This is a genomic window from Exiguobacterium sp. AB2 (genome assembly GCF_000696055.1).
Classification (GTDB): Bacteria; Bacillota; Bacilli; order Exiguobacteriales; family Exiguobacteriaceae; genus Exiguobacterium; species Exiguobacterium alkaliphilum.
The window spans coordinates 1-15,319 of the sequence record NZ_JNAA01000034.1; the positions used below are offsets into that span (position 1 = coordinate 1).

Genomic DNA, 15,319 nt, shown 5'->3' on the forward strand with positions numbered 1-15,319 from the left:
TTCGTCTGCCGCTCTTAGCGACTCATTTATAATAGCATCTGCTTTTCCGTTCGTCAACTATAAAAATAAAATATTTTAAAATAATGGGAAACAGCATGTTTCGTTCTCGAACACTATATAGAAGAAACACGCTGACCCGTTATTGAAACGCAATGATTCGTACTTCCTCTAGCCGAGTTAAATCATACGTTTCTTGATCTTGTTCAGCAATGACAATCGGCTGTTCGACACGAGGCGTATAGTGTTGAATGATACCACGGACACCGCTACTAAGTACGACATTTCGTCCGACTTCAAAAAAACCGAGTAGTGTCGCCAAAAGCGTTAACGCCTCTTCATCGTACGCTTCATTTTGCCACATATAGAAATAAGCTTCCTCCGGAGTGAGCGCCTGACGGAACGTACGAGGGGCCGTCAACTGGCAGAAACGATCCGCCACGATAAAGAGTGGCGAGGCCGGATGGAGTTCACGTTCTTCTAGCCGATGCGGAAATCCCGATCCATCTAACCGTTCATGGTGTTCAATTATTAATTTTGCGACACGCTGACGCAACGTCTCATCCTTTGGTAGCATCGAAGCCGAGACGAGTGGGTGTTGATAGAGCAGTTCACGTTCCATTTTCGTGAAATAACGCATATGCGACCATTTACGAATTTTTGCGTAACTCGCATCCGCAAAATAAGACGCAACCCCATAATCGAACTGCAGACGATGTTCATCGCCGCGATACTTCGATAACGATTTCGCAATTAACGCTCGATAAATAGCGTGGTGGATCACATGGTTTTTGCGGAGCGGCTGATCGGTAAAGAAAGCGACGACCGCAGAGAGCGGATAATCGTTACGAAACAATTGATGCACGAACTCTAGCGCTTCATACGGGTTTGGTGCAATGCGTTCTTCCCATTGATTATAGTGTCGTTCATATTGAAGAATCTTCGCACAGACTTCTTGTTCTTCCTCATGCGTGAACCGGCGACGTTTAACCGGCGCGACTTCGATCGCATCAACTTTCAAGAAGCGTAACAACCGCAAATGCTCATTCGTTAATTTGAGGCCTGCCTCAAGCGAAGAGACAGACGCCAACAACGTCATCCCGACGTGAACGTTCGAAATGGCCAATCGCATGCTCATTCCTCCCCCTTTATATAAAAAAGGTCGAACGGAAGCTCCGTTCGACCTTTTCGCCTTACTCGGTTTCTTCAGACGATGGGTCGATTTCCGGTGCTTCACCAACAAATCCATTCTCCATGTCGACTGCCGATTCCTCTTCTAGCTCGTCTTTTTTCAATTTCGCGATGGTCGCCAAGCGGTCCCCATCTTCGATATTCATCACTTTGACACCGCGCGTGCTGCGCCCCATTTGGGAAATCGTCTGTGAGTCGATTCGAATCGCAACACCGAGCTCGGTCATGAGCATGATGTCATCGTCTTCATCGACGACACGCATTCCGACGACAGTGCCGCGGTCCGTCTTGATTCCGATAATCCCGGAACCGCCCCGTCCCTGTGTGCGGAACTGTTCCATCGGTGTCCGTTTGCCATATCCTTTTTCTGTGATGATTAAAACGTCTTGTGTCGTCCGTACGATTTCCATCGATACGACTTGATCATCCTCTTTTTTCAAGCGAATGGCACGTACACCGCGAGCCGTCCGGCCCATCGAACGAACTTCACCTTCAATCGGGAAGCGAATCGACATTCCTTCACGTGTCACGATTAACATTTCATCATCGCTCTTCGCGAGACGGACCGTGACGAGTTCATCTGTCTCGTTCAAGCTGATGGCGCGAAGTCCGTTCTTATTGATGCGGGCATACGCCGAGAGCGGCGATCGTTTGATGAGACCTTGCTTCGTGATGAAGACGAGCGACAATTGCTCATCTGCCACTTCCGCATTCGCATCATCCACGACTTCTTCCGTAACGCCTTGTTCAGCCAAGTAGCTGTTGAAGTCGACCGGAATCATCGTCTCGACTTTCTCGCCTTTATCTACTTGAATCAAGTTGATAATCGGCATCCCTTTCGCCGTCCGGCTCATTTCAGGAATCTCATATCCTTTCAGACGGAAGACGCGACCGAAGTTCGTGAAGAACAAGATCGTATCGTGCGTCGAAGCGGAAAGGAGGCGTAAGACGAAGTCTTCGTCATTCGTTCCCATCCCTTGCTTCCCACGGCCACCACGACGTTGGGTCCGGTATGAATCCGTCGGAATCGATTTGATATATCCTTCACTCGTGAGCGTGATCATCATGTCACGCACCGGGATTAAGTCCTCGTCTTCAAGCTCGACGATATCGGTACGGATGACCGTACGTCGTGCATCGCCATAACGCTCTTTGATTTCAGTTAATTCGTTGCGGATGATCTCAAGCAAGAGCTCTTCATCGCCGAGAATGGCACGAAGTTCTTCAATCAACGCTTGAACTTCACGATACTCGCCTTCGATTTTCTCGCGCTCGAGTCCCGTCAAACGTTGGAGACGCATATCGAGAATCGCTTGCGTCTGTTCAATCGAAAGGCCGAAGCGTGCAATCAACTTCTCACGCGCTTCGTCTCCGGTACGCGTGCTACGGATGAGTGCGATGACTTCGTCGAGATGATCGAGCGCGACGCGAAGTCCTTCGAGAATATGCGCCCGGGCCTCTGCCTTGTCGAGGTCGAACTGGGTCCGGCGACGGACGACTTCTTTTTGGTGCTCGATATAGTGATAAATCGCCTGCTTGATGTTGAGTGTCTTCGGGCGTCCTCCGACAAGGGCGAGCATGTTGACACCGAACGTCGTCTGCATCGGCGTCTGTTTGTACAAGTTGTTCAAAATGACACTCGCGTTTGCGTCGCGGCGGACTTCGATGACGACGCGCATCCCGTTTCGATCCGACTCGTCTCGAAGATCCGTGATGCCTTCGATTTTCTTATCGCGCACCAAATCGGCAATCTTCTCGACCAAGCGAGCTTTGTTCACTTGATAAGGAATCTCGTGGACGAGAATGCGTTCCCGTCCATTTTTCAACACTTCAATCTCGGCTTTCGCACGCATCGTAATCGAGCCGCGACCCGTCTCATAGGCACGGCGAATCCCGCTCCGACCTAAAATTTCACCGGCTGTCGGGAAGTCAGGTCCTGGGATATGCTGCATGAGCTCTGCGATCGTAATGTCCGGGTTATGTGTAAGCGCGAGCACGCCATCAATCACTTCGTTCAAGTTGTGGGGTGGTACGTTCGTCGCCATCCCGACGGCGATTCCGCTCGTCCCGTTGACGAGGAAGTTCGGGAAACGTGCCGGTAAGACGACCGGTTCTTTCTCTTCCCCATCAAAGTTTGCTTGGTAATCGATCGTGTTCTTACCGATGTCACGCACGAGTTCCATCGCAATCTTTGACATCCGGGCTTCTGTGTAACGCATCGCAGCCGCAGAGTCGCCATCGACCGATCCGAAGTTTCCGTGACCGTCGACAAGCTCATAACGATAGCTGAAGTCTTGCGCCATACGAACCATCGTCTCATAGACAGCCGAGTCACCGTGCGGGTGATACTTACCGATAACATCACCGACGACACGGGCTGACTTCTTATGCGGTTTGTCAGCACGGATACCGAGCTCGTTCATCGCATAAAGAATCCGACGGTGAACCGGCTTCAAGCCGTCGCGCACGTCCGGAAGGGCACGTGATACGATAACGCTCATCGCATAGTCCATGAACGACGTACGCATCTCTTGGCTAATATTTATATCCTTGATATTTTCATGTTCTGCCATTCGTTATTGCCTACCCTTCTGTTTAAATATCGAGGTTTTTCACGTAGTGCGCATGTGACTGGATGAAATCGCGACGCGGTTCGACGTTGTCGCCCATGAGCGTCTCAAAGATTTCATCTGCCTCGATGGCGTCTTGAAGGTCGACCCGAAGCATCGAACGCGACTCTGGGTTCATCGTCGTGCTCCATAGCTGCTCAGGATCCATCTCACCTAGACCTTTGTAACGTTGTACGCTATAACGTGCATTCTCCGGAAGACGTTTGATCGCTTCCTGCAACTCACGGTCGTTTTGGACGTAGACGATCTCTTTTCCGTGCTTCACGCCGTAAAGCGGTGGCTGGGCGATATAGACGTAGCCACTCTCGATGAGCGGACGCATATACCGATAGAAGAACGTCAAAAGGAGTGTCCGGATGTGGGCACCATCGACGTCGGCATCGGTCATGATGATGAGTTTATGGTAACGGGCTTTCCCTAAATCGAATTCTTCTGCGATTCCAGTGCCGAGCGCCGTGATGATTGTCCGGACTTCTTGGTTCGCCAAGATTTTATCGAGTCGTGCTTTCTCGACGTTGATGATTTTACCGCGAATCGGCAAGATCGCTTGGAAGTGACGGTCGCGACCAGACTTCGCCGATCCACCGGCCGAGTCACCCTCTACGATGTACAGTTCAGACTTCGACGCGTCTTTTGACGAACAGTCGGCCAATTTCCCTGGCAATGAACTGACTTCGAGGATGCCTTTCCGGCGTGTCATTTCACGGGCGCGTTTCGCCGCGAGACGGGCGCGGGCTGCCATCAAGCCTTTATCGACAATCAATCGACCGACCGACGGGTTTTCAAGCAAGAACTGCTCGAACGTGTCCGTGAAAAGTGAGTCTGTGGCTGTACGCGCATCCGCGTTACCAAGTTTCGTCTTCGTCTGTCCTTCGAACTGTGGTGACGGGTGTTTGACCGACACGATTGCGGTCAATCCTTCACGTACGTCATCGCCTGACAAACTGCCGTCGGCTTCTTTCATCAAACCGAAGCGTTTCGCGTAATCGTTAATCGAACGTGTGAGCGCCGTCTTGAAGCCCGTCTCGTGCGTCCCGCCTTCGTGTGTCGGGATGTTGTTCGTGAACGAATAGATGTTGCTGGCGAAGCCTTCGTTGTACTGGAGCGCGATTTCGACTTCGATGCCGTCTTTCGTTCCATGCACGTAGACCGGCTCCTCGTGAATCGACGCTTTCGAGCGGTTCAAGTGTTCAACGTACGACTTGATTCCACCCTCATAGTGATAGTTCCGTTCCATCAATTCGTCGCCACGGTCGTCCTTGGCGATAATGCGCAAACCTTTATTCAAGAAGGCAAGTTCACGGAGGCGCGTCGCGAGTAAGTCGAAATCGTACTCGAGCGTCTCTTGGAAGATATCGCCGTCTGGGAAGAAGCGGACGGTCGTTCCCGTCGTATCTGTCGTGCCGACGATTTCAAGTTCGCCTTGAGGCACACCACGTTTGAACGATTGATAGTAGACGTTTCCGTTACGACGGACGAATACTTCGAGCTTCGTTGACAAGGCGTTGACGACAGACGCACCAACACCGTGCAGACCACCCGATACTTTATAACCGCCACCGCCGAACTTACCACCGGCGTGAAGTACTGTGAAGATGACTTCGACGGCCGGGCGTCCTGTTTTCTTTTGGATATCGACCGGGATGCCTCGTCCATTGTCTTCGACGACGATCGAGTTTCCTGGTTCGACTGTCACGGTGATCGTGTCACAATGACCGGCGAGCGCTTCGTCAATCGAGTTATCGACGATTTCCCACACTAAGTGGTGAAGACCGCGCGAACTCGTCGAACCGATATACATCCCCGGGCGTTTACGGACAGCCTCTAAACCTTCAAGTACTTGAATCTGATCGGCACCGTAGTCTTGCATTTGTTTTTCGTTTTCGTTACTCATCGGTTTTGTTCACCTACTATACATGAATTGGTGTTCGTGTTGATTGTGCTTCATACAGAATCTGATTCGACTTCGCCTTGTTTCACGTGAAACACTTTGGCTTGTTGAATCGTCTCATGGGCAATGCCATCGATATTGGTCGTCGTCAGGATGGTTTGAACTTTTTTGCCCATCGTGTCGAGCAGATGGGTTTGGCGATGATCATCGAGTTCTGACAAGACGTCGTCTAACAATAAGAGCGGGTATTCCCCGACCTCTTCGTGAATCAATTCAATCTCCGCTAACTTGAGTGACAAGGCCGCAGTGCGTTGCTGACCTTGTGAACCGAACGTTTGGACGTTTCGATCGTTCACGAACAGTTCGAAATCATCACGGTGTGGACCGAATAGCGTCACACCGCGTCTTCGTTCGTTCTCTCTTATTTTATCAAACTTTTGCCGATACGTTTCAAACATCTGTTCTTTCGGGTAACGTTCTTTTTGGAACGTGTCCGAGACGTATTGAATCGTCAACGTCTCCATGTCCCGCGTGATACCCGCGTGAATCGGTCCGGCCCATTTTTCGAGTTGGTCGATGAAGTGATGCCGTCTTGAAACGATTTTCACAGCGACTTCAATCAACTGATCGGTCAGGACTTCGAGCAGCGTCTCGTCCCCGCCTTTTATCGACAGTTGCTTCAAGAGGGCGTTCCGTTGCTTCAGCGTCTTCAAGTATTGATTTAAATCGTGCAAGTAAATCGGGCTCACTTGTCCGATTTCCATATCTAAAAATCGTCTCCGTCCTTGAGGACTGCCTTTGACGATCGCGAGATCTTCCGGGGCAAACAAGACGACGTTAAACGCGCCGACGTAATCGCTTAAGCGTCGTTGCTCAAGATGGTTCAGTTTCGCCTTCTTCCCTTTTGCGGAGAACGTGAGCGATTGAACCGTCTCACCGGTCCGCTTATGAATTCGTCCTTCGATGAGCGCAGCGTCGGACTCCCAGCCAATCAACTCACGATCTTGTGTCGTCCGATGGGATTTAGCCAGCGCAAGTACGTAAATCGATTCGAGCAGATTTGTTTTCCCTTGGGCGTTCTCCCCGATTAGAACGTTCGTCTGTTCTGAAAAGTCGAGCTCAAGGGCTTCGTAGTTGCGGTAGTTTTGCAATCGGATCGACATTAAACGCACGTTAGTTGCCCTCGATTTGGAAATCTCCGAAGCCTTCGACTTCAATCTTGTCGCCATCGCGTAGTTTACGGCCTCGACGTTGGTCTACTTCCCCGTTCACTTTGATTTGAACGTCTTCCAAGAAAAACTTCGCTTGACCTCCGCTCGAGATGATATCTGCTAATTTCAAAAATTGTCCGAGTGTCACATACTCGGTTGTAATCGACACTTTATTCATGTCGTCACTCCCTTTCCTTCATACTAATTACAAAAAATCGCCATACTTATTAGTTTATCGAAAAACGTCGAATAAGGCAAAAAACGGGGATGACAAGGCACACGACCTTATCATCCCCTTACCTGTTCGTCCCGCTTACGAAGTCCGAACCGGCAAAATCAACTGGAGCACACTATCTTGTTCGACCGGACGCAAAATGAACGGACGCATCGAACCCGTGAATTGAATCTCAATCTCTGAAGCGTCGAGGGCGCGGAGGGCATCCATGACAAATTTCGAGTTGAACGAAATCTTCAGTTCTTCCCCTTCGAGCGACAAGATGCTGACGCGCTCCGATACTTTCCCGACCTCTGGCGAATGTGAACTCACTTCAACCGTCGTCGCTTCCTCGGCAACGAATTTGATGACGTTATTGCGGTCGGCACGAGCCAAAAGTGAAGCACGATCAATCGCTTGAAGGAAGTCTTTCGCATTCATGCGGACCGCTGTCCGATATTCTTCCGGAATCAAGCGTGACGTGTCCGGATACGCCCCATCGAGAAGGCGCGAGAAGAAGGAAATGTTCTTCATGCGGAACAAGATTTGCTGGTCCGTCAAGACGATTTCGATTGGCAACTCTTCACGATCGAGCAATTTCGCGAGTTCGTTGAGCGAGCGGCCCGGGACGACGACGTTTTGGAACGTCAAGTCGTTATCTGTCTCGAAACGAGCACGGCGAAGCGCCAAACGATGGCTGTCAGTCGCGACACATGTGAGGAACCCTTTTTCAGCCGAGAAGTTCACGCCAGTCAAAACGGGCCGTGTCTCTTGTGACGACACGGCGAAACTCGTCTGACGAATAATCGTCTTCAAGAGATCCGCTGGAAGATAGAAGCGACGGTCACTCGCGAGTTCAGGGAGACGTGGGTACTCGTCTGGGTCAAGACCATTCAAATGGAATTCGGCTTGACCTGATTCGATCCGCGTCATGAAGTTCGGTGACACTTCGAGCGTCACTTCATTCGTTGGCAATTTCTTGACGATCTCACCGAGGAATCGAGCGTTCAAGACGACGCTACCTGCGCGTTTGATTTGAATGAGTTCAATCCCACCCTCTTCTACAGGAATCAATCGTTCAATCGAAATCTCTGTATCACTTCCAGTCAACGTTAACCCATCTGCATGCGCTTCAAGTTTCAATCCCGTAAGAATCGGAATCGTCGTTCGAGAAGCGACTGCTTTTGATACGTCTTGTACGGCTTGCATGAATACATCGCGTTGAATCGTTAAATGCATGTGGATAATTCCTCCTAAGTGAAATGAGTCAAAGTCATGATTCATAGTAATTATAATAGTATTAATTAAGTCATAATAGTAATAAGGGCTGTGGATACTGGGGATAAGTGCCTTCAACCACTCGTGTTAAGCCATTTTGCCTGTGAATAACTTGTGGATAACTAAGGTGGTTTATCCACAGGATATCCACAAGAAAAAACATCTTGTTTACGACAAGGCTTTCTTTAACGTTTGAATCGTCTCTTGCATCTCAGGATCATTCTTCAACAACGTGCTGATTTTCTCATGGGCATGGATGACCGTCGTATGATCGCGTCCCCCAAACTCTTCCCCAATCTTTGGCAAAGAACTCTCCGTCATCTCCCGTGATAAATACATCGCGATTTGGCGCGGGAAAGCGAGCGTCTTCGTCCGTTTCTTCGCTTTTAGCTCGTCGACTTCTATATTAAAGTGACGTCCGACGATCTCTTGGATGTCTCGGATGACAATCTTTCTCGCTTCTTGGACCGGCATGATGTTGTGAAGCGCCTCAGCGGCCACATCCGGATCAATCGGACGACCGACGAGTTTCGCGTAAGCGACGACTCGAGTCAACGCCCCTTCGAGCTCACGAATGTTCGTATCGATTTGATTGGCGATATACAACATGACGTCGTTCGAGATATCGAGCTCTTCCGCCGTCGCCTTTTTACGCAGGATAGCGATTCGCGTTTCCAAGTCGGGTGGCGTGATGTCCGTAATGAGTCCCCACTCGAAACGTGAGCGCAAACGATCCTCAAGCGTCGGGATTTCCTTCGGTGGACGGTCACTCGAGATAACGATTTGTTTCTGATCGTTGTGGAGCGCGTTGAACGTGTGAAAAAACTCTTCCTGCGTCTGTTCTTTACCGGCCAAGAACTGAATGTCATCGATTAAGAGGACGTCGATATTCCGGTAACGGTTGCGGAACTCTTCCGTCTTGTTATCCCGAATCGAGTTGATGAACTCGTTCGTGAACTTCTCAGAAGATACGTAAGCGATACGGGCCCCGGGCTTCTGCCCTTTCACATAATGCCCAATCGCATGCATGAGGTGGGTCTTGCCTAACCCGACACCCCCGTAAATGAAGAGCGGGTTGTATGCTCGTGCCGGTGCTTCCGCGACGGCAAGCGACGCAGCATGGGCAAACCGGTTTCCTGAACCGATGACGAACGTCTCGAAGACGTATTTGTCGTTCAGTTGACCGAGACTTGCCTCCTCTTTTGATTGAACTGGAATCGGTTGCTCTTTCGTCTCCGTGACCGCGATCGTCTCTTTTACCCGTCCGTCCGCAGGTGCATACTTGTGTGCTTGTGACTCTTCAATAAAATGAATCTCAAGTTGACTGTTCGTCACTTCTTCAATCGTATCTTGCAAGAGCGACAAGTATTGGCGCTCAAGCCACGTCACGATGAAGCTAGCTGGCGCCGAGACGACGAGCGTCGTCCCCATCAAAGATATGCCTTCGGTCGATTTCAACCACATATCGAAACTTGCTTTCGGTGTTCGTTCCTCTTCTTCAATCAACGACAACACGTTTCTCCAAATCTCTTGAGCATTGTTCAATGAAAGACCTCCTTTACCGGTTATGTAGGCGATACTTATTCACACGATATACACAATCACTATTCTATAGTAGATACTAGGATTATCCACAGAGAACAAAAACTGTGGATAAAGTTATCCACACGGTGTTCATGTTGGGGATAACAGTTATCCACAGTCTGTGTATATCTTGTTTTGCCTAAAAGTTCATCCACAAGTTTGTGCACATTCAGTTTATCAAAATAAAATAGACGTGGCAACGCTTTTCGGTATTTATCCACAGATAAGAAAAACAATCCACAGGCAGTTATCCACATGCTGTGTATAGTGTGGATAAACTGTGGATATGTTGTGGATAACGAGCGATAGAGAATGAGAAATGAAAAAAGTTATACACAAAAGAGGAAGCGGCAAAAGTAGAGAAAGTTTTTGTAAGAGAGGAAAACGAAAATATTAAAATCAACGCGGTTATTTTGTTGAAAAAAGAGGAGTTATTCACATATAGGTGTGGATAACTAATAAAGAATGTGGATAAAATGGCTTCGTTGGGCTATTTGTAAAGAAGACACCCATAATCGTGTTAACGTTTCGTCAATCTTTCCTTCCTTTGTGGATGCAAACCATTGGAAGGACCACCACAATCGTCCAAATCGGATGATCGGTCTTCGTTGTCTTCCTTTCCCACGAAAACCTCAGGAAAATGGATTGACATTCAGAGTAACAGTTTATATAATCTTAAAGACTGCCTTAAATGAAACTATAACTTGCTAATAGAGCGTTAACCTTGAGGAGGTGCTTAACCATGAAACCAACGTTTAACCCGAACAACCGTAAGCGTAAAAAAGTTCACGGATTCCGTGCGCGTATGGCGACGAAAAACGGCCGCAACATTCTTGCAGCTCGCCGTCGTAAAGGCCGCAAAGCCTTGACTGTCTAATGTAAACTCACAAGATTGCCTGAGGATCTCTCCTCGGGCAATCTTTTTTTTGTCACAATCGCATTGAAAACGTTGATTCGCCCTCGTTGAATCGAAAGGGATATGGTATGATGTTAGTTGACGATTTTTGAACCGAAGGATGGAGTGAGAATTTTGAAAAAAGAATACCGTTTGCAAAAGAATGAAGAGTTCCAAGCGGTGTTTCGCGAAGGACACTCCGTGGCCAATCGTCAGTTTGTCGTCTACACGCTCAAAGCGGATCAAGCGCATTTTCGAGTTGGTCTTTCCGTCAGCAAGAAGTTAGGAAACGCTGTGGAACGAAACCGGATGAAACGACTCATGCGTGAATCGCTTCGCTTGCTTGAACCGAACGTCGCTCCTCATCAATATGTCATCATCGCGCGGAAACCGGCGACGACGCTCACGCAAGATGAAGTGACGGAGAGCTTGAAGCATGTGTTTAAACGTGCGAAAGTTTGGAAATCAAGATAAGCCGACCGCTCATGACAATTCGGACTTGTTCTTTCATATATAACGCGAACGAATCAGGATTGACCGATAGACGTGGGATGAAGCAAAAAAGAATCGATACAGAAAGTGTAGGAGGAACTATGAGCAAACAGCTAAAATTAGGATTGTTAGCCGTTATGACCGGTGCCATTTTATTGATGGCCGGTTGTGTCGACCCTTCGACGATCCAAGGAGAGCCGATCACGGCTGAGACAGAAGGCTTTTGGGCGAAATACTTTGTTTGGCCACTTGCCTGGTTATTGAAAGAAGTAGCGTACTTGATTGGCGGGACATGGCAGTACGGTTACTCGATTATCGTTGCGACGATCATCGTCCGTCTGTTGATTTTACCGCTCATGATCAAACAAACGAAGAGCATGGGTGCGATGCAAGTGTTGCAACCGGAAATGTTGAAGCTTCGTGAGAAGTACAGCTCAAAAGACCAAGAGACACAGCGTAAACTGCAAGAAGAAATGATGAAAATGTATCAAGAGTACCAAATCAACCCGCTCGCAGGTTGTTTGCCAATCTTGATTCAAATGCCGATTCTTTTCGCTTTCTATGACGCGATTCGTCGGACGCCTGAAATCTTCGAAGCCCGTTTCCTTTGGTTCGACCTTGGGGCACCAGACCCGACGTTCATCTTGCCGATCTTAGCGGCTGTATTGACATACGCCCAACAAAAAATCTCGATGGCCGGTCAAGAACAGAACCCGCAGTTGAAAATGATGCTCTACATCTTCCCGGTCATGATCTTCGTCATGTCGATCACCCTTCCGGCCGCGCTCTCGATGTACTGGGTCGTTGGTTACATCATCTCGATTATCGTGACGATGGCCATCATGCTCCCGATGCGTGAGAAGATGAAGGTTCAAGCGGAAGCGAAGATTGCGGCGAAAGAAGCAGAACGTGCCGCCCTCGCGGAAGAAGAAAAGAAGAACAAAAAGAAAAAACGTAAATAATATGCCAGACTGCGAATCGTGAATTCGCAGTCTTTTTTGTTTATGACGTAAGTTTGAGCAAAGGCGGGAATAGAAGAGAGAAAGGGTGTTGATAGCTGAAGAAAGGAGTCTTTCCTATGGAGACGTTAATTAAGCGGTTGGAGCGTTCGACGCTCGTCCAGGCAGCGGTTTATGTGCTCGTCGGCCTATTCATTTTATGGAATCCGCGTTTCTTCTTTGACATCATCGTCTATTTGGTAGCTGGCTATTTTGCTATTCTCGGACTTTGGGCCATCGTGCAAGGGATGCGCCATCGTCGCGACGGCTTGCCTCCATCCTTTTTTATGGGCATCATTTATTTGGTGATGGCGCTCATCGTCTTCTTTTTCGCAGAAGTGCTCGCGAGCCTACTCCCAATCTTTATCGGTTTACTGTTTTTGTTCGGAGGCATCATCCGACTCGTTCAGGCGTTTGGCTATCGTCGTGTGATGGCGAACCGGTGGATGTACTTTCTAGTGACGAGTATATTATGGATCGGGATCGGACTTCTCCTATTGACGAACCCGTTCAGTAGCCTGCTCGTCTTGTTCCAATTGTTCGGCGGCTTCTTGATTGCCGTAGGGATGATGGAGCTCGTCTTGTATTTCACGCTGCGCCGATCGAGACGCCAAGTCGTATAAAGAGCCGCCTCACGCGAGGCGGCTCTTTTCACGATGTAGCAACTGTCGATAAAACGTCTCGATTCGCTCGAAGCCCACGATGGAAGTCAAGAACGTCTCCTCTGATTCAAGGCGACGGACGTATTCCGCGGCAGCGGAAGCATGCTGCGACGGGGTTAACCGTTCGTACCAATCACGGAGCGGGATGAGGCCACGAGCCGCCACATCCTTCAAGCCGAGCGTCGAACGGGACGAATCGTAATGGGCGGCGAGCGCGTAAACGAAATGACTCATGCCTTGGCGGAGCATCTCGGTCGCCCAGATGTCATTGCCACGGTCACGTGCTTTCGTATATTGGAAAAAGAACCAAACCGCGTCAAACGCATGGTTAAAGAGCGCGTCGTCCGACAACGTCAGCTTCGAGCGGTGCGATTTCAGTCGCGCCTCAGGGTCGTACAGAACGGTCACCTCGTCCTGATCGTTCAACGTTTCGATCGTGACGGTGAACAAATCGACGTGTAAGAAATCGTCATACACGACGATGAGCTGCGGGGCGACGATATGAATCTCATCGGTTAATAAGATTGGACGATACGCGGCGAGATGGTCACGCCGTCGCGTTAAAAACGAAGCCACGTCCCCATCAGCGACGAGGACGTATAAGTCGACGTCGGAATGCTCGTCCCCTTCACCGCGGCCGAACGATCCCTTCAAAAAAATCGCTTCGACAGCGTCATCCTTACGTAACGTCTCCGTCAGTGTTTGGATGGCTACTTGTTGTCGCATCAAATCCACTCCTCCGTTGGAAATATATTACTTTATTGTACGAAAATGAGTCGGGGGAATGCAATGAAATCCTGAGATGTCCGACCCTTTCGTTCAAGTCAAATATCGTGTATAGTAGGTTCGTTATGCATATGATAGAAGAAGCTTTGGAGTTTGGAGGGAGAGAACGATGCTAGAGTTTGACACGATTACAGCAATCTCGACACCGATGGGTGAAGGGGCAATCGGAATCGTCCGCTTGTCCGGGGACCGGTCCGTCGAGACGGTGGCACGCGTATTTTCTGGAAAAAACTTGACGGAAGTCGAGTCACATACGATTCATTACGGCAAATTGAAGCGTCCGGACACGGAAGAAGTCGTGGACGAAGTGATGGTCAGCATCATGCGGGCGCCGAAGACGTTCACACGAGAAGACGTCGTCGAAATCAATTGCCACGGTGGGATTGTCGCGGTCAATCGTGTCCTCGAGTTGATCCTCGAACAACCGAACGTCCGCTTAGCAGAACCAGGCGAGTTCACGAAACGCGCCTTTTTAAACGGCCGCATCGACTTGTCACAAGCCGAGGCTGTTATGGACTTGATTCGCGCCAAGACGGACCGGGCCATGAACGTGGCGATGTCTCAGATGGAGGGACGTTTGTCCCGTCTCGTCCGTGAATTGCGCCAGCAGTTGCTCGAGACCATCGCGGCCGTCGAAGTGAATATCGACTATCCGGAGTATGACGCTGAAGAAATGACGCAAGCGATCGTCGAAGAGAAGGCCGGAGAAGTGAAGCGGATTCTCGAGCAACTGCTTGAGACGGCCCGTCAAGGCAAGATTCTGCGGGAGGGCCTCGCCACGGCGATCATCGGTCGCCCGAACGTCGGAAAGTCGTCGCTCATGAACACGCTTGTGCAAGAGACGAAAGCGATCGTGACGGATATCGCCGGGACGACGCGCGATACGATTGAAGAATACGTCAACGTCAAAGGGGTACCGCTTAAACTGATCGATACGGCCGGGATTCGGGAAACCGAAGACATCGTCGAACGGATTGGGGTTGAGAAGTCACGGCAAGCACTCGCCGGCGCAGACTTGATTCTACTCGTCTTGAACGGGCACGAAGGACTGACACCGGAAGATGAGGCGTTATTCGAAGCGATTTCAGGCATGAACGCCATCATTATCATCAATAAGACGGACTTGCCACAAAACATGGATTCTTCTAAGCTAGAGAAACTAGCGGCAGGGCGTCCGATTGTCGCCACCTCGCTGTTACTAGAAGAAGGAATCGATGTGCTCGAGAAGGCGATCTCGAACTTGTTCTTCGCTAAAGGGGTCGAGTCACAGGACATGACGTATATCTCGAACGCACGACACATTCAACTCATCAAACAGACGATTGAGCAAATCAATGAGGCGCTCGGTAGCGCCCTCATGAACATGCCGATCGATATGGTACAAATCGATTTACGACGAGCGTGGGATACGCTCGGCGAAATCAATGGAGATACGGTCCAAGAAAGCTTGATTGACCAACTCTTTTCACAGTTTTGTCTTGGTAAATAAG

The 15,319-nt window shown here is 49.6% G+C and carries 13 protein-coding genes; 5 read left to right on the plus strand and 8 right to left on the minus strand.

Annotated elements, in window-relative coordinates; translation table 11 throughout:
* Positions 1 to 139: 139 nt before the first annotated feature.
* From DI14_RS05210 to dnaA, 7 genes are all read right to left on the minus strand, one after another.
* Positions 140 to 1,129 (minus strand): HD-GYP domain-containing protein, encoded by a 990-nt coding sequence (locus DI14_RS05210; RefSeq protein WP_034806176.1) that lies wholly within the window; start codon positions 1,127 to 1,129, stop codon positions 140 to 142.
* Between the two features lie 61 nt (positions 1,130 to 1,190).
* Positions 1,191 to 3,761, minus strand: a complete 2,571-nt coding sequence (gene gyrA / locus DI14_RS05215) for a DNA gyrase subunit A (RefSeq protein ID WP_034806179.1) — start codon at positions 3,759 to 3,761, stop codon at positions 1,191 to 1,193.
* 22 nt (positions 3,762 to 3,783) lie between these two features.
* Positions 3,784 to 5,712: a DNA topoisomerase (ATP-hydrolyzing) subunit B gene (gene gyrB, locus DI14_RS05220; protein WP_034806182.1), complete on the minus strand. Its 1,929-nt coding sequence runs from the start codon at positions 5,710 to 5,712 to the stop codon at positions 3,784 to 3,786.
* A 50-nt stretch (positions 5,713 to 5,762) separates the two neighbouring features.
* Complete coding sequence (recF, locus tag DI14_RS05225; protein WP_034806185.1) at positions 5,763 to 6,881, minus strand: DNA replication/repair protein RecF; 1,119 nt, start codon at positions 6,879 to 6,881, stop codon at positions 5,763 to 5,765.
* A gap of 1 nt (position 6,882) precedes the next feature.
* The gene (gene yaaA / locus DI14_RS05230; RefSeq protein WP_024371095.1) at positions 6,883 to 7,098 is read right to left on the minus strand and encodes a S4 domain-containing protein YaaA; all 216 of its coding nucleotides are present in this window, start codon (positions 7,096 to 7,098) and stop codon (positions 6,883 to 6,885) included.
* Positions 7,099 to 7,233: 135 nt separating this feature from the next.
* Positions 7,234 to 8,373 carry a DNA polymerase III subunit beta gene (gene dnaN, locus DI14_RS05235; protein ID WP_034806188.1) on the minus strand — a complete coding sequence of 380 codons (1,140 nt, stop codon included), beginning with the start codon at positions 8,371 to 8,373 and terminating at the stop codon, positions 7,234 to 7,236.
* 207 nt (positions 8,374 to 8,580) lie between these two features.
* Positions 8,581 to 9,957 carry a chromosomal replication initiator protein DnaA gene (gene dnaA / locus DI14_RS05240; protein WP_034806190.1) on the minus strand — a complete coding sequence of 459 codons (1,377 nt, stop codon included), beginning with the start codon at positions 9,955 to 9,957 and terminating at the stop codon, positions 8,581 to 8,583.
* Between the two features lie 781 nt (positions 9,958 to 10,738).
* Here dnaA and rpmH point away from each other — a divergent pair.
* The 4 genes from rpmH (at position 10,739) to DI14_RS05260 (ending at position 13,004) form a co-directional block, all read left to right on the plus strand.
* On the plus strand, positions 10,739 to 10,873 hold the full coding sequence (rpmH, locus tag DI14_RS05245; RefSeq protein WP_015880216.1) for a 50S ribosomal protein L34: 135 nt from the start codon (positions 10,739 to 10,741) through the stop codon (positions 10,871 to 10,873).
* Between the two features lie 153 nt (positions 10,874 to 11,026).
* Positions 11,027 to 11,365, plus strand: coding sequence for a ribonuclease P protein component (gene rnpA, locus DI14_RS05250; RefSeq protein WP_034806193.1), 339 nt, complete (start codon positions 11,027 to 11,029; stop codon positions 11,363 to 11,365).
* Between the two features lie 119 nt (positions 11,366 to 11,484).
* Positions 11,485 to 12,345 (plus strand): membrane protein insertase YidC, encoded by an 861-nt coding sequence (gene yidC, locus DI14_RS05255; protein ID WP_034806195.1) that lies wholly within the window; start codon positions 11,485 to 11,487, stop codon positions 12,343 to 12,345.
* A 116-nt stretch (positions 12,346 to 12,461) separates the two neighbouring features.
* Complete coding sequence (locus DI14_RS05260; protein WP_034806197.1) at positions 12,462 to 13,004, plus strand: HdeD family acid-resistance protein; 543 nt, start codon at positions 12,462 to 12,464, stop codon at positions 13,002 to 13,004.
* Positions 13,005 to 13,013: 9 nt separating this feature from the next.
* Here DI14_RS05260 and DI14_RS05265 read toward each other — a convergent pair whose 3' ends face one another.
* Complete coding sequence (locus tag DI14_RS05265) at positions 13,014 to 13,769, minus strand: nucleotidyltransferase domain-containing protein (protein WP_034806199.1); 756 nt, start codon at positions 13,767 to 13,769, stop codon at positions 13,014 to 13,016.
* Between the two features lie 169 nt (positions 13,770 to 13,938).
* On the opposite strand from DI14_RS05265, the gene mnmE reads away from it, so the two are divergent.
* Positions 13,939 to 15,318 (plus strand): tRNA uridine-5-carboxymethylaminomethyl(34) synthesis GTPase MnmE, encoded by a 1,380-nt coding sequence (gene mnmE / locus DI14_RS05270; RefSeq protein ID WP_034806201.1) that lies wholly within the window; start codon positions 13,939 to 13,941, stop codon positions 15,316 to 15,318.
* Position 15,319 lies beyond the last annotated feature (1 nt).

Excerpts from the sequence above, each read along its gene's own strand:
- DI14_RS05210 (WP_034806176.1), bottom strand. The coding sequence starts at position 1,129 with ATGCGATTGGCCATTTCGAACGTTCACGTCGGGATGACGTTGTTGGCG.
- gyrA (WP_034806179.1), bottom strand. The coding sequence starts at position 3,761 with ATGGCAGAACATGAAAATATCAAGGATATAAATATTAGCCAAGAGATG.
- gyrB (WP_034806182.1), bottom strand. The coding sequence starts at position 5,712 with ATGAGTAACGAAAACGAAAAACAAATGCAAGACTACGGTGCCGATCAG.
- yaaA (WP_024371095.1), bottom strand. The coding sequence starts at position 7,098 with ATGAATAAAGTGTCGATTACAACCGAGTATGTGACACTCGGACAATTT.
- dnaN (WP_034806188.1), bottom strand. The coding sequence starts at position 8,373 with ATGCATTTAACGATTCAACGCGATGTATTCATGCAAGCCGTACAAGAC.
- rpmH (WP_015880216.1), top strand. The coding sequence starts at position 10,739 with ATGAAACCAACGTTTAACCCGAACAACCGTAAGCGTAAAAAAGTTCAC.
- yidC (WP_034806195.1), top strand. The coding sequence starts at position 11,485 with ATGAGCAAACAGCTAAAATTAGGATTGTTAGCCGTTATGACCGGTGCC.
- DI14_RS05260 (WP_034806197.1), top strand. The coding sequence starts at position 12,462 with ATGGAGACGTTAATTAAGCGGTTGGAGCGTTCGACGCTCGTCCAGGCA.
- DI14_RS05265 (WP_034806199.1), bottom strand. The coding sequence starts at position 13,769 with ATGCGACAACAAGTAGCCATCCAAACACTGACGGAGACGTTACGTAAG.
- mnmE (WP_034806201.1), top strand. The coding sequence starts at position 13,939 with ATGCTAGAGTTTGACACGATTACAGCAATCTCGACACCGATGGGTGAA.